This is a genomic window from Parabacteroides acidifaciens (genome assembly GCF_003363715.1).
GTDB lineage: Bacteria > Bacteroidota > Bacteroidia > Bacteroidales > Tannerellaceae > Parabacteroides > Parabacteroides acidifaciens.
The window spans coordinates 1-20,986 of record NZ_QREV01000073.1 but is presented as its reverse complement, the minus strand read 5'-3'; the positions used below and the strand labels follow the sequence as shown (position 1 = coordinate 20,986).

Here is a 20,986-nt window from a genome sequence, read left to right as displayed (position 1 = left end):
TCTAAAATCGATCAACTTTTCGGACGAAATAGAAAAACGCCCAAAAAGAGGGTTATTGTATAATTTGCCTCATCCTTATGGTCATCCCCAATGATTTCGGGTGAGCCGTAAACAGATGTTTCTGCCATAGCTACTAAATTAATAAAAACGGTCACAAAATAAAATACTCTGTGACCGTTTTTGCAGGTAAGAAAAGCATTAGGATTAATGAAAATCCCTTAACGCTTTCTGCAATTCCTGACGTGCAAAGAAAATACGGCTTTTCACTGTTCCTAATGGGACATTAAGCTTTTCCGCAATTTCGTTGTATTTGTAGCCGCTCAAAAACATTGAAAAAGAAATCTTATACTCTTCATTCAAGCTGTTAATCGCTTTTGTAATCTCTTTAATTTGATATGCTTTATCCGGTGAGTCAAGTCCAGAATCATTGGCAATCTCCAGATTGTACAAATCTGCACTTGAGTCAACAAATGTCTGGACGCGTACCACCTTGTAATAATTGTTGATAAAAAGATTACGCATGACAGTTAAAACCCATCCTTTGAAATTAACGTTGTCGACGAATTTCTCCTGATTGTTTAAAACTTTCAGCGTTGTGTCTTGCAATAAATCCAAGGCATCTTCCCGGTTCGCAGTAAGCATGAGTGCAAAATTCATCATGTTTTCTTGTAAGCCTAATAATTTCTGTTGAAATTGTATTCCATTCATATTACTAACTTTTGAATGTTAAATAACGGTTATATCCTATATTTAGCGCTTAATAGAAAACAAAAATAAGAGTTTAAAATAAAAATAGCTATTTATTTTTGCAAGATTAAATATTAAGCATCAATCTTAATATTTAAATAGAAAAACCACTTAATAATGAACAATATATTCAACTTTTACGCTTGCAAATATATAGTATTTACAAGCGTAATTATTCGACATATCCATTTCTATATTCCATAGCTTGTGCATACCTACTTTTTCCCATGCAAATAGGATTGAATACTCTCTTCAACCACATCAGTACTTCATTCCTGAAGATTGACAGTAACCAGAATCGTCTTACTTATGCTTCCATCACTAACGATTATATCTGCACTTCCTTTTCCAACAGCCGTAATAACACCCCATTCATTAACAATAGCAACTTCAGAGTTACTGGTCGTCCACTTTAGTTTCATCGGATCTGCATTCGCAGGTATAGGCCAATATGTAACTTGTTGTATGCCTCCAGGAGCTAAGACTGCTTCACTAATATTCGTATAAATATCCGTAATAACAGCATCCCGATCGAAATAATCGAAATCAGCATATCTATTGCATGCAAATCCTAATATCACACATAAAAAGAGACCTATACTTCTATTCTTTAAATCTATTCTCATTTCTTTCTCTATTAATATAATTACTATTACTATATACTCCAGTCTACCATCCAAATACTTGTTCTAACGAAGGATTCAATAACTGATCCTGAACAGATATAGGACGATAATAATATTGTGGATCGATCCATTTACGCGGATTATCCCTGTCGGTCGCAAACATGATGAACCCTTGAGTACCTTCAGATAAATAGAATGCATTTGCATTTTCATCCAGATAATATATGGTAAGATTTTCTCTCTGGTCTGCAGGTAAATCTGCAATTGGACTTTCATCATTTTTAGATGCCAAAAACGCATAATCAGGAATACCATCACCTGTAACATCATATGCTCCAAGACCAGAAATATAGACACCCTGTGGAGCTTTTGCCAACAACTCGCCGACCGCCCAACGATGGATGTCTTGTAAGCGGTTACCTTCGAGTGCCAACTCTACACGACGTTCACGACGTATTTCAAGTATTACCCCCTTGTTTGTTCCACTGACGTTGGGGTACTGTGCAGCCTGAATAGGATCGATATCATTGTTTGCGATGGCTAAGTTTAATGCAGGAAGATCAACACGATCACGAATTATATTGATAGATATATCAAGATCTTCTTGAGTTAATGTTCCTAATTCCGCTTTAGCTTCAGCATAAATAAGTAATACCTCACCATAACGATAGACCGGTAAATCATTGTAACAGCCCCTCCAAGTATTAGAACCCAATGTTTCTATCGAACGAGGATAATACTTGATAGCCTCGTATCCTCCGACTTTGATATGAACGTAATAAGGACTACTACTGGCCGGTTTAGAAAATCCGGGATATGCAAATGTTGCGCAAAGACGAGGATCACGATCAACAAAGATATCTGTATATTCTTTTTTATCATAGCTTGGTTGTTCCGTGAAACGTGAACCGTCTTTCATCAAATATGATTCCATTAATGTACGGCTAAGCCCACTTTCTCCGTATAAACCATAGAATGAGCTATTGCCATCACCTGCTCCCAATGTGTATTCACCCATCAAGATAATTTCATTGTTACTTGATAGATCTGCGCTAGTGAAAAGCGCAGAATAACCATCTGAACCTTTTCCGGTAATATTGAATTTTTTAGATTCCATGATATCCTGAGCCACTTGGGCTGCTTTCTCGATGAAAGCGTTAGCCGTATTAAATAAATTCAATTCTTTCCGGTATTTCCGGGTTGTCCCTTCCTGAAGACAGAAACGAGCCAATAAAAATTGAGCAGCATACTTGGTAATTGTTGTCCTGTTGCCAATATCCGTTTTTATATTAGCGGTAGCAAACTCCAGATCTGCAATAATCGAATCAACAACAAGTGTACGAGAATCTGCCGGCTTATAAAGATCCGGATCATCAGTTCTTAAAGGCTTGTTATACCAAGGGACATTTGAATATTTTTGTAATTTATCTATATAAAATACAGCACGGAAGTAACGTCCGATACCAATATAATGCTTGATTTCAGTTTCGCTACCAACTGCTTTGACTGAATTAGTTAGAAAAACATTGACACTTCGTAATGCTTCCCAATCTTCTTTTCCCCACTTAGGAGCTGTTTCTTTTGAGTAATTTCCTTTTAACATGGTGTATTCGTCACTGGTCGTTCCCCGATATGCTATATTATCGGAAAAAGCCTCATTATCACAATTATTACGGATATATAAAAGGCTTTCATTATACAGTCCATTAATGTATGTATTCAAATCTTCTGGAGTATTAAAGAACTTTTCAGCTGTAATTTCCGTTTGAGGCAACTTATCCATAAAGTCATCATTGCAAGCCGTCATTATGATAGACAAAACTGTCAGAAATAAAATATACTTGTTCATAATATTCTCTTTTTAATAATTAAAAATTCAAATTGAATCCCACTGTGTACACCCTCTGTTGAGGATAATAAGCACTATTTGTAAGGGTTACTGATTTGTCAGTACCTGTATTGTATTGATAATTTTGCACGCTGGTCGCCAATTCTGCATCAATACCCTTTACTTTCAAATGATTGATTGTAAACAGGTTCTCTGCACTAATATAGAAACGCAGACGTTCAATATGAATTCTTTTAGTTAACGTACCAGGTAATGTATAACCTATTGTTAAGTTTTTCAAACGAAAATAAGAGGCATCTTGCAGATATTTAGTCTGTGGTGCTGCTAATTCGGTATTTTCTGCTACGTATGGTTTCAAACGAGGGAAATAAGCATTGGGATTTTCCGGTGTCCAGTGATCACGATTTGCTTTGATTGCAGATGACCATGGATTAGAAAATACACCCCAAAAATCATGGAAGTTACCAACTGGATACCAATCCTGCTTTCCCACACCGTAGAAAAATGCCCGAAGATCAAAACCTTTATAAGCAGCATCAATTGTAAAACTATAAGGAAGACGAGCTTGTGTGTTACCTATAATACGACGATCACCCGGATCATCAACATTCCTTTTCCCATAAGTGATTTTGCCATCACCATTAAGATCCTTAAATTTAAGGTCACCTTCATATACCGTCCTACCATTATCCTCCTCTGCTACTTCTGTCTGATCTATTTTCGCCTTACCCGTAGGATTGCCATTAACATCCAATATCAGATCATCTTTAGTCAGAAATCCGTCTGTAACAAGTCCCCAAATTTCTCCAATTTCCTGCCCTTTATAAAAATTGGCAGTACCTGGTCTCGTACCATTATCAATATTTTTTGTTTCATTATCAAATCTTGTTACCCATGTACGAGCATCGGAAAGATTGAATGTCAGGCCCACTGTCAAAGGAGAACCTCCTACTTCAAAATTATCACGATAACTTAATGTCAATTCCCAACCTTTAGTTTTTAGATCGCCGGCATTTTCTTTTGGAGAATCTGCCCCAAATACAGCTGGAAGCTCTTTACTCTGCACCAACATATCCTCTGTATAACGGATATATTTATCAAATGACAAATTGAAACGATTGTCTAATAACGTAATATCTCCGCCAAAATTTAATGTTCGTACAGTTTCCCATGTCATATTATTTGACACAACCTCCGGCTGATTAACATATAGCGGCCGATTACCGTTAATAGGAAATGTAAGATAATCTGAGGACATCGTGGCCACATAAGGATAATAATTTGATAATACCTGATTTCCCAATACCCCATAAGAAGCCCTCAGTTTCAATTGATCAATTTTAGCAAAATTGATTACCGGTTGGATAAATTTTTCTCGAGAAATAACCCAACCGACTGACCCTGAAGGAAAAAAGCCAAAGCGACTATCTTTAGGAAAACGGGAAGAGCCATCATAACGTCCGTTAAATTCAAATAAATACTTATTGTCATATGCATAATTTACACGACCAAATGTTCCGCGAAGGGACAACTCTTGGATTGACTCTTCTACTTGAGTCGTTCCCGTAGCTAAATTAATTGTCGGTAGATTCGTACTGATAATGTCCGAACGACGTATCCATGAAAACGTCTCTTTCGTATGTTCTTGGTTAAATCCCAACATTACATGTAAATTATGCTTCTCTTTAAACGTTTTATTATAATCAGTATATATATTATATACTTGATATGTATTCTGATCAGATCGTGTATAGGCGTAGTTCATGTTTTGCATTCCATCACCCAAATCTCCATATACCTCTTTCAACGGAATATCAGGTCCTTCCTTCCAATAAACAGGATAATGCTCCGCCTTTGTATTGGAATTTGTGAAACGGAAATTGGCATCTGCTTTTACCGTCCATTCATTTTTTATAATATCGATAGTCGTGTTCAGCGAGACTTGTGTTTGGTTCCAATTTTCAACTTTACGCCCTCCATCTTTAGCTAAGCCGATAATATTTGCACCATTATATCCATACGTTCCATCCGGATTATAGATAGCCCTCATCGGACTACGGCTAATTTGCCAGAAATATTTTTCCACTCCAGATTCTGGTTGATCGTATTTTTGGTAATTAAATGCCATATTGCTTCCAAGCTCCCACCAATTAGTCAGTTTATAACTTCCATTACTACGCATATTTAGCCTGTCCAACTTATCATTTCCATAACGCATCATTCCATCTTGATGATAATATCCACCACTAACGGAATAAGACATCTTATCATTGCGATTAGCGATACGGACATTTGCATTATATGTCGGCGACAGATCACGAAGGAAAGCATCATTGTAATCAATGTCTTGATACCAAGCCCATGCTCCTTGCGTAGAATATAATCCAGACATAATTCCGTTACCAATTACTCGGTATGCCGGATATTTATCAGGTTCTGCTTGCATCTTACGTACGTATTCAAATTCTTCCTCATAAAAAAGAGGTTTACGGGTTGAAGATGGATTTGCTAACGTCATGTGCTCAAGAGGATCAGTTACGAGCTCTGGTAGTGTTGAAAATGTACGGAATCCGGCAGAAGCTTCAGCACTAATTTCTAATTTATCAGCTTTTGCTTTTTTTGTCGTAATTAAAATAACACCAAATGAGGCACGCCCCCCATAAATCGCAGCAGAGGCAGCATCTTTTAAAATCGAAACATTTTCGATATCTTCCGGATTAATACGCGCTAATTCATTTGCACTGACAGGAACATTATCTAACAAGATAAGTGCGCTTCCACCATTAATTGATGTATAGCCACGAATATTAATATCCGGAGAACTGTTTGCACGACCTGTTGTTTGTGTAATATTCACATTAGCAGCAACACCTTGCAAAGCCTGATTAACATTTGTGATCGGACGCCCCTCAATAGCTTTCGATCCAACAGTTTGCACAGCACCGGTTAAATTAGCTTTTCGCTGTGTCCCATACCCGACTACAACAACTTCCTCTATATTTTGGAGATCTTCTTCTAAAACAACAGAAAGGGTTCTCTGATTATTTATCCTTATTTCTTGTGGTATAAAGCCAACGAATGAGAATTGTAAGATTGCACCTTTCATAACCCTCAGCGTAAAATCTCCGTCAATATTAGTCATTACTCCATGAGTTGTTCCTTTTTCAATAATATTAACTCCTCCAAGAGGTTCTTTTCTTTTATCAGTAACTTTTCCCGATATTTGAACTGTGTTATCCGGCTGAAGTGAAGAGATTCTTTCAAAATTTAATTCTTTTTTTTCATCCAGATAAAAGATTATCTGTCTATCAATAATTTTATAATTTACAGAACTGCCAGCTAAAGCTTGTTTCAAAATTTCTTCTATATTGTCTACATTATTCTGAATCCGAACTTTTTTTGATAAATTGATCACATTATCATTATAGAGGAAGATGAATTCACTCTTTTCTTCGATCTCGTTGAATAACTCTTCCAATGTTTTTTCTCCAGAAGAAAGATTGATCTCTGTGCTCTGAGCATAAGTTTGAACAGGAGTAGCCCAACTACATGTCGTTATTATTAGCAATAATAAGACAGTATTAATTAATCGTGAAAAATTATGCAACTCCACATACAAATAAAAAAAGCAAGATGTGATTTTCATGATTTTATAGATATTTATCGATTAAAAAGATTAAATTCCTAATTCACCGCTACATTAATATTTCCATATCTCGCAGCATCTCTTGATCTTGTTAGTTATTTTCCATATCATTTACTATTTTGTTGTTTTAATATTAATTTCAATCTCATTGTCTCTGACCTCATACTCAATAGGTACTGTGATAGATATAATTTGAAGTATTTCTTCAATATTTTCTTTTAAATCCAATTTTCCACTTAAAGAAATATCTTTCATTTTTTTGGAATCATATTTCAACGGTATATTATAATATCGTTCGATCTTCCTAAATACTTTATCCAATTTTTCCTTTTCAAAGAGAAGAAAACCATATTTCCAGGAAATTGAACCTAATACATCAACATTTTCTATTCGTGTTTCCTTAGTTGTATTTTCAAACGTAAATCTTTGGTTTGGCTTGATAGTTGTACTTATCTCTTTTTTTGCATCTCTCACAGAAACAGAACCGGTAGCTAATACCACTGATTGAGAATCATCATTTTTATAGGCTGATACATTAAAAGAAGTTCCCAACACTTCAATTTCTAATTTATTTGTTTGGACGACAAATGGACAGTCCGGATTACGAGTAACCTCCAGATAAACTTCACCTTCAACATAAATCTCACGTTTTTGCTCGCTGAATTTCGTGGGATAAACAACGTGACTTCCCGAATTTATCCAGACTTTAGTTCCATCACTCATAACAATACTAGATGTTTTTCCGTAAGGGACCCATAACTGACTATAATTTATGGAAGAATGTTTCGATAAACTTTTATTGTTTACCGTTTTAGCATTGATACTCATTTCTCCCTGTACATCAAGAACTAATTCTACATTTGAGTCTTCAACTTCTATTACATTTTGGTCTGGTAATATAACAACTACATTTTTAGCTTCTTTTTGGACTTCAATATTTTCAGAAATAAATAATTCATAATCAATTATTTCATTGTCGTAATTGTGAAAATATAAATAAAGACCAGTTGCAGCCAAAAGAGCTATAACTGCAGCATATCGAAGAAACAGCCTCAATTGTACAGTTTTACAGATAGTGGAAGCTTGTATATTTTTCCACATCTCATCTTTTGTTTCAAATGAAATTTCTCTTTCTCTAACTTTTATGCTTTTGATTATAGTTCGTAATTCCCCTAATGAACTTTTATATTGTTTTTTTTGCATAATTGTGATTACATTTTTCTGATTTATCTTACTTTACTATATTATAGACCTGTAAAGATGTTTGTTTGTACTCATAATCTTTAATTTTTTATTGCAGAACGTATTTTTTCAATAGAACGATGAACAAGATTTCGTGCAGACTGATAGTTTATGTCTAATAATTTTGATATTTCATCATATGACATATCGGCCTGATAACGTAGATAGATAGCCTCTTTTTGTCTGTCTGATAAAGAATTGACAACTTCTTCAAATTTTTCTTTTATATTATCATCAACTGGCTCCTCTTGATTGTCATAAAAAAAATCCGCATGAAATGATATTTCCTGCGGAGACAAATAAACAACCTTCTCTTTTTGTAATATTGCATCGAACAATAAATTTTTCAAGGAACGAAACAGGTAAAAAGTAGGGTTTTCAAGTTTTGGAAGAGAATGACGGTTTTTATATAATTTGATAAATAGATCTTGAATACAATCTTTGACAGTATCTTCATCAGCCATAAACTTCAAGCCGTATTTATATAGTGGCCCAGATGTTTCTTCAAACAAAGCCGCAAAAGCATTTTCATCATTGTTGATAAATTGTTCCCAAATAGTCTTCATCTCAATATTTCGTTATTTAATTAATGAACTATGCTATCCTAACAACTACTTATATTTAGTGAAGAGATAGGATAAAAATAAGATATCAAACCCACATATCTCATTATATAGCTTTTGATAAACAAGCCTATGCCAAATTTATCCGTTGTAAGTATATTCAATTGTATGATTTTGTCCATTTTATTGTATATTATATTCCAACCAGTCAATTTTAACATTGTTACATTTTGATTGCAAAACATGCAATTTGTACATAAAACTATTCTAATTCAATTTAAGTACGTTTTCATTCCTTTTACAGAAATCACTTTAAAGCCTTTCGTTTTAATATCAGATCGCTTCATATGTTCAATTAATACATCCCGTGTGATGTAGTTAACATCTAAGTGATTATCCCAAATAAGAACATCACGACATCCATCAAATAAGAATGCAGACTTTTGCCATAAATAAGGTTGATAGCTTGTTGTTTTTAGCACTTCGTTATTTGTAAATCGCAAACCTCTCACCGAACGTGCACGAAGTAATGGAGCATCAAAAACTTTAAACGTATTGTTATATATCCAGATATTTTGATGATAAGGTTCGGTCTTTTCGCTCGTCGGTTTATGTGAAGGTGTTATTGTAATAACAGCATCTCCCCACTGCCAACGATCACCATCACGATTCCCTGATGTGAGACAATCTTCAAAAACATTATTACGTATTTGTACATTTGTATTTGCACCAGATTCGAACCAATGATCAATATCTCCTTCTATCAAAATTGCAGTACCTGCTGTGCGGAAGTAATTATTTTCAATAACTACCTTTTGAGGGGTTGTCACTAAAATACCTCGTGCACGATGCCTTTTCAATATGCGACACCCTCGCAATTCAAGCGAGGCTGTCCATGTTTTATTCTCAAAAAAATCACCGGGTTTAATATCTTCAGGTAAATCTGTCTTAAAAGAAATGCGATATCCAATTAATTTTTGATCTTGATAAACCGGGGTAATTGTTTCTATTATATAAATCTCTCCACGTTGAGCTTTATTTTGGCGAAGCAACCACATCTCATCACCAATCTGGTTGCAGTACCCTTTTATATTTGTTACAATTGTATGCCGATCTTCTACTTTCTGAATTATCACATTACGACCATGTACATTAATAAAATCATCCCCCATCCCCGTATGAGCACAATTTTCTACTTTAATGACACCCTTACAATTAAGAAAATGGGATGCATCTGCCACTATACTAAAAACACGTCCTTTTGCTTCATTAACTGTCATCGAGGTATTATCCATTGTAATATTTTCGCTCATTTCGCCCAATACACCATGACTAAGTGCATGATAAATAACCAAATTTTGGAGTACCGTGTTTTTACTCTTTCTAATATGAATTCCATTAGTCATATAACGAGCATGAAAAAGGGTTACTATATTTCCAGGAGAAGGCGTCACTTGTCGTTTTCCACCATAAAATCGGACGATGTCATTCCCTAAATATTCTGCTTCTTGTTCAAAGGTATCTCCCAACGGAGCATCCCATGATTGTGATACAATTTCTTTTGTAACTTGATCGAATAAATTATTATAGGTAAGGATTACCGGTAGTTTCCATCCCTCTCCCACAAATAGAATTTTCCCCTTTTCAATCACATAAGGATATTTTTCAGAATCTATTTTCATATCTATGTAGCCATCTGTTACATGCAAAATTTCCGCCTGTGAGATATATGGACGTTCCCAATCCACCGAAAAGTTACGAAGTGTGACTTGTTCGCATTCATCCAACATTGCAATTTGCATGTTGCCATGAAATATAAATTCGGATCCATTTCCTTCGATGATCACATTCTTTTTTTCTTTCAAATCAAAACCAACCTCAAATCCCTGATTTTCAGAAGACGGCCAAAAGTCATAACGTCCTTTAGGAAACATTATTATCGTAGAGTCATTATCATTACAAGTAGCCAATGCGGCTTGAACAGCAGGAACACAATTATTCCTACCACCTGCTTTACAGTTAAAATCCGTTATTTGAAGAATAGTCTGAGCCGCTGTAGTCAAGTATGCCGAAAAAACAGTTACACTGACTATTAATGCTTTATTTCTCATATTTCAATCCATTACACATTTTTTCTACTATCTATATAAAAGACCAGTATAATAATCATTTTGTACTCATAAACTTTATTATTTATAAGGTAAAAATCAAAATCGTGAGTACAAAAACATTTTTACTTCAGTCTATAAGAATAAAAGGTCTTCATCCAGAGATCATATTTGATAAAATAGTTTTAAACCTTATAATATGCTACTTATGAAACGTAATGTATTATTGTTATTATTAAATGCTTTTATTTTTAGCGTTTATGGACAGGTACAATCTGTCAAAGTTTATGAAGGAGAAGAGTCTATACCGACTTACAAGATGGGGGCCAATAACCCAAGTCCGATTTTTTATACCGGGCGAAGTGTGCAAGGCGCTGCAGGACATTATTACCCATATCCTGCGCAAACAAGTCTTGGAGACAAGCTGACAACTGAAACATATAACATGGTTTATTTAGAAAACGAGTATCTCAAAGTCACCATTATCCCTGCTTTCGGAGGACGACTTTTGAGTGCTATAGATAAAACAAATGGGCACCAGCTTTTTCATAGAAATCAAGAAATTAAGCCTGATCTAATAGGCACATTAGGGGCCTGGATATCTGGAGGTATCGAATGGTGTTTCCCACATCACCACAGACCGACAACATTACTACCTGCTGATTATCGACTAGTCGAAAATACAGACGGTAGCGCGACTGTTTGGGTAGGGGAAACAGAACGTGGCTTAGGATTAAGAGGTGTAATCGGAATCACACTCCGGCCCGGACGTTCGTATATTGAAACTACATATTATTTAGGAAACAGTAATAGTATCACACGAAATTTCCTCTTTTGGGCAAATGTTGCTATTTCTGCAGACGAAAATTTCCGCACGTTTTGGCCACCGGAACAAGAAATAGGTACTTTTCATAATAATAGCGAATATATCCACTGGCCAATTGCTGATGGAACCTATCGAGGTGTAGATTATCGAAATGTAGATCTTACCTGGTGGAAAAACCACCCCACTCCAATATCCTTCTTCTTTTGGCAAGGAAAGAAAGGCTTTATCGGCGGATACGACTATGCGAAAAAGGCAGGGACATTGCATGTTGGAGATATCTACCATAATAGGACGTCCAAATTATGGCAATTTGGCCCTGGGCAAGAAGGATTAAACGCACGTAAAAAATTGTCCGACAATGCGCATGATTATGTCGAGCTAATGACTGGAACCTATTCTAACAACCAACCTGATTATAGTTGGTTTTCTCCTTATTCTGTAAAAGAGGCTATTAATTATTGGTCACCGGTACGGGATCTGGAAATTGTCAAGAATGCAACGATTGATGCTTCTGTCACTCTTCAGATGCGCAATGATAAAACTGTTTTTTACGGATTTAATACAACACAACTTTATAAAGATGCTACAATTTCCTTAAAATACGGTGACGAAACATTGGTTACCAAAAAGATTACAATTGATCCGGCAACACCTTATACAGACACCTACAAAAGTAAAAAAACATTGGATGAATATCAACTTTATGTTGAATTACAGGATGCGACCGGGCAGACTTTAATATCCTACAAGCCTTATCGGCCTCAAAAACCAACTCTACCTGAACGGCAATACTATCCGGGAAACCCGAAAGATATCGAATCAGTTGAAGATTTGTATTTAGCCGGACGCTTTGTTGAACAATTTTCGCGAACAGGCCGAACTGCAGATGAATATTATATGGAAGCTCTGCAAAAATCACCGGATGATTACCGCGTTAATATCGCAATGGGTATTCGTCGGCTTAGTCAGTGGCGCTATCTGGAAGCAGAAGAATTCTTACAAAAAGCATATGACAAACTGCAGGTTCAATTTATCCAGCCCAAAGAAGGCGAATTGTTCTATTACTTAGCTTTGGCACAAAAAGGATTGGGAAAATACGAAGAAGCATACACCAATTTTTATCGGGCAACCTGGTATTATGAATGGTTTTCTCCTGCATATTATCAATTGGCACAGATGGAAAGTTATCGGGGAAATTATGAAAAAGGACTTGAACAAATCCGAAATGCATATTCAACAAACAACAACGAAGGAGCTATTACCCTACTTTATAGTGCATTGTTACGAAAAACAGGGAAAAAAGCAGAGGCATTAACGCTGATTGACAATTTTTTAAAGAAAGATCCGATTAATTTTTCCGCTATTTACGAAAAAGAATTATTGCAAAATAAAGGAAATATGGATAAATGGCATAAAAATATGCAAGATGTAGATAATAATTATATTGACATAGCATTGAATTACGTGAATGCCGGATTGTTCGACGATGCAATCCATTTACTATCATCACTTTCGAAGCCTAAAAATCCAATGGTTCGTTACTATTTAGCATGGCTTCTTAAAAAGACAGGTAAACCAGACCAAGCAAAAGAGATGCTGACTGCTGCTGGTAAAATGCCATACGACTACTGTTTCCCATTCAGAGAAACATCTCAACGAATATTGAAATATGCAGTTGAAAAAGATACCCAAAATGCAGTAGCATTCTATCTTCAGGGCAACCTACTTTACGATAGACGACCTTCTGAAGCAATACAAGCATGGCAAACAGCATCTCAGATAGAAGCTTGTTTCCCTATGGTGTGGCGTAACCTCGCATTTGCTGCTTTTTATCAACAAAATGATGTAGATAAAGCAATCTCATATATGAAAAAAGCAATTGCTACAGACGCAACTCAACCATCATGGTATGCTGAAGTTGAAAATTACTATGACCTTTCGAAAAAAGATTTCAAGGAGTGTCTTACTCTTTTTGAAAAAAATCTCGACATTGTAAAACAAGATATCACGGCTCCTCAAAAATTAGTCAAATTATATAATTTGAACGGTGAATACGACAAAGCAATCGATTTGTTGAGGACACACCATTTTAGGACTTGGGAAGGTGCCCGTGAAATACATGAATTTTATGTTGATACACATGTACTAAAAGCATTGGAACTAATGAGTAAAAATCTATATAAAGATGCTGTTGACGAATTAAATGAAGCTTTACTATATCCTGAAAATCTTGAAGTAGGAAAGGCTTTGAACGATGGTCGAGCTGCAATGATGTATTATTTCATGGGACAAGCATATGATAAATTAGGACAGAAAAAAAATGCAAAAAGTTTTTATCTGAAAAGTACAAAGACGAAAAATAATGGTCAAGCAGATCTTGTTTATTACCAGGCAATGGCTTATGAAGCACTCGGCCAAAATGAAAAAGTCAATACTATGTTTGAGGAACTTATCAAGCAAGGAGAATCTATCATTAAAAACGGTGCATCCAAAACAGGCATCGGAGTAGAAGAAGTTTCTGCCGCTGACAAATACATATCACAAGGGTATTATCTTCAGGCTTTAGGAAATAAAGGATTAGGAAATAACGAGAAAGCAGCAGAACTATTTCAGAAATCACTTGAACGGCATAATAATAATTTGTGGGCCAAGTATTATATGTCTATCCAATAATTTGATCAAAATGAGAAAGATATTTTTAATTCTGACTGTTGTTTTATTGAATGTTATAACATTCCGGGCACAAAACAATATACGCTTTGGTGTCATTTCAGATATGCACACGGGAATCACCCCCATTCTCGGAGCAGGAAATAACCTATGCTTACAAAATGCGTTCGATTATTTCAGCATTCCGAAACTTCATTTGGACCGAGTTGTGGCAGTAGGCGATTTTACAGATTATGGTACATGGAACGAATTTGAAGTGTTCCGTCGTATCAAGGAGCAACATTTACGAGTTCCTCTTTTGGCATCGATGGGTAACCACGACGCCAATAATTGGGATTTTTTTGAAAAAGCCACAGGTTGTAAAGGAAATGACGTAAACGTCATAAATGGATTTTATTTTATTACAGTCAGCCCGGGAGCTGGAACATTAGATACAATAACTAAGCGAGCAACTGACTATAACGTTGATGCATACGAATATATTCGAGACTGGCTTCATGAACAAGTGGTAAAAGCGAAAACCGCTTCCGGGAAAAAGCCTGTTTTTGTGTTCGCACATCATCCTCTTTCTAAGAATCTCGGACTGAAAGGACTTTTTGACAATGATCCGCAAGTAATTTACTTTTCCGGTCATATCCATTTGCCGAATAATTCTCCGTTAGGTATCCGTCAGGATGATGGATTTACAGAAGTCAACACAGCAGTGACCGGTCTTGTAGCACAAGGGTTACTAGTTGATGCCGACAAAAAAGGGAATGTCAAGATAACTACGCATGATTTCAATCGTGGAATAAAAATTCAAGAATGGCAGTTTAACATTCATAAAACATTACCTTATACCGATTCAATTCGTATGCCGCAGTCACAAGCTCCAGAATTCGTATCAGATGCAGGTATAAAAGTAAAGAATATTACAACAAATACGGCCGTTCTTACATTTAAAAACGCGATTATACCTACCCCTAACCCGGTAAACAATATCGTTTTCAAGTATCGTAGTGAATTGATAGAGAAAGCAACTGGTAAGCAGGTGAAACATTTTGAATTTCAGCCCAATTTGTTTTCAGATACAATAAAGCTAAACCTAAGAGGGCTTCAAAAAAACACAGAGTATGAGGTCCGTGTATATGCTTTAGATGCTTGGCTAAAAGAAAGTACCCAATATATATCTACCACATTCAAAACAATCGAAAAAAATGTAATCTTACCTAAGCCTTTCGATTATAAACTTTGTTTTGACGGAGACTTATCAAACGGTAAAAATCATGCAGTCAGGATGTATCGCCAAGATGTTAATCCTGGTTTATATGACACAATTCCTCATTTTGAAACAGGTATTCATGGTCAAGCAATAGACCTAAGTTCGCTTAATTTCGTTGAATTGGATAGTGAAATTGATCCGATAGACTATGAACAGAGTTTTTCTATAGCATTTTGGATGAATGTCAAAACAGTTCGTAATGATGGTGAAGCAGCCATTCTTAGTAACAGGAATGTTAACCGGGAACATTACAACGGATTCTCTTTCCGGACTTTCAATAACAATGGCATAAATTTTATTTGTCTCGAATATTCACCTGTGAATGGCAAATATACCAGATTGCCGCTAACTCCAACCCCAATAGGACAGTGGATACATTTGGCTGCAACTTTCGACTATACTCAGAATCGTATAAAAGTATATGTGAATGGAGTGGTTGTCAAAAATGTAGAAGCAGAACTATCCGGTGGTATAGGAGGTATTTCCGATGAATGTCCTTTTAAGACAACATTCTTAGGTTCGTCTCCATGGAATTACAGTATTGAACGGGGAGGTTACAACGGATGCGGAAAAGGAAACAATGACATTCGCTTTCTTGTTGATGATTTTGTAATGAGCAGCCGCGTTTTTTCACAAGAGGATGTGTTAGCGTTATCGGTTGGCTTAGGAACAACTATTTATCCTTCCTCTGTCCGTTTGAATAAAGGAGACCATTTGTCTTTTGTTGCTGAAGCGCCCGTTACAGAAGAAAACCGGCAAGTTACTTGGTCTGTCAGCGGAAGCACTTCATCCCAAACAGGTATTACGGCTGACGGAATGCTAAGTATAGGCCCCGATGAAAAAGCTTCAAGTCTGGCTATTACAGCAACCTCTTCCAATGGGATCAAAGGGACCTCGGTTGTTACAGTTACTACACCTCGTTCAGATGGTAAAATCAATTTTGGCGTAATCACCGATGTACATGTAGGAGGTAATATCAATATAAATACCGGTAATAATCAACGCTTAGCAAAAGCTTTTGAGTTTTTCAACGATCCAGCCTTACAAACAGAACGTGTTGTACTTACTGGAGATCTTGGAGGAATTGGCATTTGGCCGGAATTATTTATCTTCCGAATGATACGTCAACGGACTCTGCAAGTTCCTTCATTAATTATGATGGGAAATCATGAAGAAAACAAATGGGAAAACTTTGAACGTGCCACAGGCAATAAACCGAATGAGGTGAATATTATCAATGGATATTATTTTATAACGGTAAGTCCCGGCGACGGTCAGCTCAACGAGATGACCATGCGAGCGACAGATAAAAATCAAAATAAATACGCTTATATTCGGGAATGGTTGGAGGCTCGTATCATCGAGGCTGAAACTGCTTCTCCAGACAAACCTATTTTTGTTTTCCAACACCATGCTGTGACAGGGCCAGAACATGATTTGTACAATATGTTATGTAACCACCATCGTGTGGTTATTTTCTCAGGCGACACCCATGATGTCAATAATCATCCATTAAGTATCCGTCAGGATGGCGGTTTTACTTGGGTCCATGCAGGTGCAATATGTAGTGAAGCGGAATTTAATAATACGTCCGAAGGGCTTTATGTGGAAGCCGATGACAGAGGAAACGTTACCATTAAAACACGTGATTTTACGAACAATCGCTGGATTGAAAATCAAGTATGGAAATTCAATGTGAATAAACCAACCCTTTATACTGAGGCAAGACGCCGTCCGCTCGCTCATGCGCCCTTTTTTGCACCTGATGCAGAAGTGAGGTTAACTGAAGTACGGCCAAAATCGATTGTGGTCGAGTTTGATTGTCCTTTAATCCCAGATAATCAAGTAAATGACATCGTTTATCGTTATCGCTATAAGCTGACTAAAAAAAAGAATGGCAAGGTTGTCAAGGATCTGTCGGAGTGGGCTGATTTTTGCCTATATCCCCCATCCAAGACAAAAACGATAGAGTTCATAGGTCTGGAAAAAGCGACTGCATACACGTTAAATATATATGGTATCGATGCGTGGGGCAAAGAAAGCAAACCATTGACAGCCTCCTTCTCTACAGCAACAATAGATACGATACCACGTAAACCTATAAATTACGTGCTACATTTTGACGGTTCGCTAAAAAACGAAGGCACAAGTCCAAAGGAAGTAAAAATGTTTTTTCTGGATTCCAAACCGGAGATTTACGATACCATTCCACATTTTGAAGCGGGCAGACATGGACAGGCTATCAGCCTGAATAATCTGAATTTTGTTACACTTGACAATAACAATGATTTAATTGATTATGACCAAAGTTTCTCAGTAGCATTCTGGATGAAAATAACGAAAGTCCTCAATGAAGGCCGTCCGGGAATACTCAGTAACCGTAATGCTGACGGTGCAGCCTTCAACGGGTACACCTTCCGCACAGGTGATAATAATGGTATCAATTATCTTTATTTTGAGATAACACCCGTCAACGACGAATACAAGCGTTTATGGCTTGCACCGACAAAGCTCAATAAATGGATGCATATAGCTGCAACATTCGATTATGAGCAAAATAAAGTAACACTTTATGCCGATGGCAAACAGATTCACAAAGTAGATGTAAATCTTTCCGGTGGCATAGGTGGTATAACAGGAAAAGATCGTAACAAAGCAACCTTCTTAGGTTCTTCGCCATGGCTCTATACAGAAGAACACGGTGGTTACAATGGTGGACACAAAATCGTTAATTTCCTCGCTGATGACTTCATTATGATCAACCGGGTATGGACACCGGAGGATGTGGAAGCTCTCTGTCAATAATTTTAATATTAACCAGATAATTAAATAAACAATAAATGAAAAAAATAACAATTCTATTCCTATTCTTAGTATCCTTTGCTGTTATGTCAAATGTGAATGCACAATCAAGACAGGATTTCGATTTACAACAGGCTGCCGTATCATCAACGATTAAGCATGAAACGATTCGATCCGATATATTTGACAAAGAAGTCCTTCTTATCCAAGCTGATGAGAAAAACAGTGTACTCAATTTGCCAATGAATAAACCGATAAATTGGCACAAAATGAAATATTTGGTATGTGAAGTATATCATCCTAATGAACATACTGCCATGCTCAACCTTCAATTTTTCCGCAAAGGCGAGCCACAGAACGGACATCCTTGGTTGAGGTGCTATATAACCGTATTACCTAAACTTAAAACTCAAATGATATTTCCTTTGAGCTATTTGGATGCCCAAGAACTATATTTACCCCGCTACCCACGCCAATTAAAAGGAGTTTGTACAGGTAATCGCTTAGATCCTGAAGATATCGAATCCATATCAATAGACATTTTTCCGCATTTGTCTCCTAAATATGTTACAAAAGTAGAAATAGCATCTGTATATTTAACTGATCATTTACCAGATAAGTATGCTGCCCCATCACAAAAATATGTAGACGAGTTCGGACAATGGACCATGCGTGAATGGCCCAATAAGATACACAACGAAACTGAATTGAAACAGAAAATCCTGGCAGTAGAGAAATCTGTTGCCAAAGCTGAATTTCCACAAACATGGAGTCGCTATGGAGGATTGAAAGCTTTGAAATTTGATGCCACAGGATTTTTCCGTGTACATCACGATGGTAAACGTTGGTGGTTTGTTGATCCGGAGGGGTATGCTTTCTTAAGTTCGGGAATCTGTTGTATAACACCCAGTCAGTCGGGCGTTTATACGGATATGGAAGATTTACTTACATGGTTACCTGATCCCCAAGGCTCTTATGGATCCATTTATGAAAATGGACATATGAAGCGTATCGACTATTTTAAAGCCAATCAAATACGAGTATACGGAGAGAAATGGCTTGAGAAATGGGAAGAAACAACACCTAAGATGCTAAAAGCTTGGCGTTTTAACACTATAGCGAATTGGAGTGATCAAAATATACAAGAAAAAGGTGGCCTTCCTTATCTACGTCATTTACATGGATTACCCAATACATCAACGATGCTTTACCGCGACTTTCATGACGTATTCAGTCCTGAATTTCGTGAAATTGCACGTAAATACGCCTCACAGTTAATTCCAGATAAAGATAATCCATTGATTATAGGTTATTTTTTAGGGAATGAGCCCCATTGGGCTTTTGGAGACAATGATATTGCTTATGAAATGTTTGCAACAACTCAATCAAGTTATACAAAAATAGAATTTATTTCCCGCTTGAAAAAGAAATACGCAAATGTGGACGCATTCAACATTGCTTGGAAACTGTCACTTAGATCTATAGATGAATTAGCTATGCAGACTTTCAAAAGCTACCCGTCAGAAAAAGCAGAGATAGATTTTCATGAATTTACGACAGCAATGATTGAAGAATGGGTAAGTGTCCAATGTGAAGAAACAAGAAAGGCAGATCCGAATCATTTAAATTTAGGGACTCGCTATGCATTTATTAGTTCTGAAACTATGATGAAAATGGGACGTTATTTTGATGTATTTTCACTCAATGCATACACAGCCCCCTTTCCTCCATCAACAGAAGAGCTGTCAAAACTAAGTGGAAAACCTATATTGATCACTGAATGGCATTTCGGATGTAGTACAGATGGTGGATTGCCAACCAGTGGATTACAGACGAATGTTTCACAGAAAGAACGTGCTGCTGCATATCGCGTTTTTGCAGAGAACGGCTTTGCCAGACCTGAAATAATCGGTTTTCATTGGTTTCAATGGGCTGACCAGAATATTCTTGGACGTGGAGATGGGGAAAACTTCAACATTGGTTTTTTAGATGCCTGCTCACTCCCTTATCCGGAGTTAACAGAAGCCGCCCGTCAGACACACGAAAATATGTATGATATCGCCCGGGGAAAGAAGAAACCATACATATACAAATTCTCACCCGTTCCAAGTTTACCAGATATATAAATAATTGAAATGAAGAGAATCATTCAAAAAGTCGAGTAAAAGTTTCCAGCATTTTAGAGCGATTTGTAATTCATTAATTTACCCGATAAAAAAGCTCTATAAACAAAAACAGCATTTCACAGGATCACTGAAAATGCTGTTTTGTTGTTCGTGACCTGTAAGCGGCTCATATCTGAATGAAGGTGTACCGCTTTTCTCAATATTACGTTTCACCTTGGTAACATGAATCACCCAATCAATCTTCAGTTGCTCAGAATACACGCCGACCATCTGGCCGCAGGAGACAAAGATGTTCTGCTGGCGGAATGTTCTTTCATCACACTTTCCTCGGAGTTGGGTGCTTTTCTCGCACTCATCGAACCTGCTTGTGGCTCTCCAAGCAATCATAACGAGGCTTTATCCCGACTCTGCGGCATCTTTAAACTTATCCCCTACAAAAAAAGATGGCTCACCCGATATTTCATGGGGGGGGGACTTCATTCACTTTCTTGGAATATCTATCGCTACTATAATAGTCTTG

At 36.7% G+C, this 20,986-nt stretch carries 11 protein-coding genes; 4 read left to right on the top strand and 7 right to left on the bottom strand.

Features of this window, described 5'->3' with window-relative positions:
- Positions 1 to 204: 204 nt before the first annotated feature.
- The 7 genes from DWU89_RS18900 to DWU89_RS18870 all read right to left on the bottom strand — a co-directional run bounded on the left by DWU89_RS18900 (position 205) and on the right by DWU89_RS18870 (position 10,784).
- The gene (locus DWU89_RS18900) at positions 205 to 708 is read right to left on the bottom strand and encodes an RNA polymerase sigma factor (protein WP_115501189.1); all 504 of its coding nucleotides are present in this window, start codon (positions 706 to 708) and stop codon (positions 205 to 207) included.
- A 308-nt stretch (positions 709 to 1,016) separates the two neighbouring features.
- Positions 1,017 to 1,373 (bottom strand): Ig-like domain-containing protein, encoded by a 357-nt coding sequence (locus tag DWU89_RS18895; RefSeq protein ID WP_147292149.1) that lies wholly within the window; start codon positions 1,371 to 1,373, stop codon positions 1,017 to 1,019.
- 43 nt (positions 1,374 to 1,416) lie between these two features.
- Complete coding sequence (locus DWU89_RS18890) at positions 1,417 to 3,222, bottom strand: RagB/SusD family nutrient uptake outer membrane protein (RefSeq protein WP_115501187.1); 1,806 nt, start codon at positions 3,220 to 3,222, stop codon at positions 1,417 to 1,419.
- 19 nt (positions 3,223 to 3,241) lie between these two features.
- The gene (locus DWU89_RS18885; RefSeq protein ID WP_115501186.1) at positions 3,242 to 6,868 is read right to left on the bottom strand and encodes a TonB-dependent receptor; all 3,627 of its coding nucleotides are present in this window, start codon (positions 6,866 to 6,868) and stop codon (positions 3,242 to 3,244) included.
- Positions 6,869 to 6,982: 114 nt separating this feature from the next.
- The gene (locus DWU89_RS18880; protein ID WP_115501185.1) at positions 6,983 to 8,071 is read right to left on the bottom strand and encodes a FecR family protein; all 1,089 of its coding nucleotides are present in this window, start codon (positions 8,069 to 8,071) and stop codon (positions 6,983 to 6,985) included.
- A gap of 80 nt (positions 8,072 to 8,151) precedes the next feature.
- The gene (locus DWU89_RS18875) at positions 8,152 to 8,676 is read right to left on the bottom strand and encodes an RNA polymerase sigma factor (protein WP_115501184.1); all 525 of its coding nucleotides are present in this window, start codon (positions 8,674 to 8,676) and stop codon (positions 8,152 to 8,154) included.
- Positions 8,677 to 8,945: 269 nt separating this feature from the next.
- On the bottom strand, positions 8,946 to 10,784 hold the full coding sequence (locus DWU89_RS18870; RefSeq protein ID WP_115501183.1) for a hypothetical protein: 1,839 nt from the start codon (positions 10,782 to 10,784) through the stop codon (positions 8,946 to 8,948).
- Positions 10,785 to 10,989: 205 nt separating this feature from the next.
- On the opposite strand from DWU89_RS18870, the gene DWU89_RS18860 reads away from it, so the two are divergent.
- The 4 genes from DWU89_RS18860 to DWU89_RS20940 form a co-directional block, all read left to right on the top strand.
- Positions 10,990 to 14,280 (top strand): DUF5107 domain-containing protein, encoded by a 3,291-nt coding sequence (locus tag DWU89_RS18860; RefSeq protein ID WP_158543407.1) that lies wholly within the window; start codon positions 10,990 to 10,992, stop codon positions 14,278 to 14,280.
- 10 nt (positions 14,281 to 14,290) lie between these two features.
- The gene (locus DWU89_RS18855) at positions 14,291 to 18,343 is read left to right on the top strand and encodes a LamG-like jellyroll fold domain-containing protein (protein WP_147292148.1); all 4,053 of its coding nucleotides are present in this window, start codon (positions 14,291 to 14,293) and stop codon (positions 18,341 to 18,343) included.
- Between the two features lie 35 nt (positions 18,344 to 18,378).
- Positions 18,379 to 20,466, top strand: coding sequence for a beta-galactosidase (locus tag DWU89_RS18850; RefSeq protein WP_115501179.1), 2,088 nt, complete (start codon positions 18,379 to 18,381; stop codon positions 20,464 to 20,466).
- A gap of 222 nt (positions 20,467 to 20,688) precedes the next feature.
- On the top strand, positions 20,689 to 20,986 hold a 298-nt coding region (locus DWU89_RS20940; RefSeq protein ID WP_208642489.1), incomplete at its 3' end, for a hypothetical protein.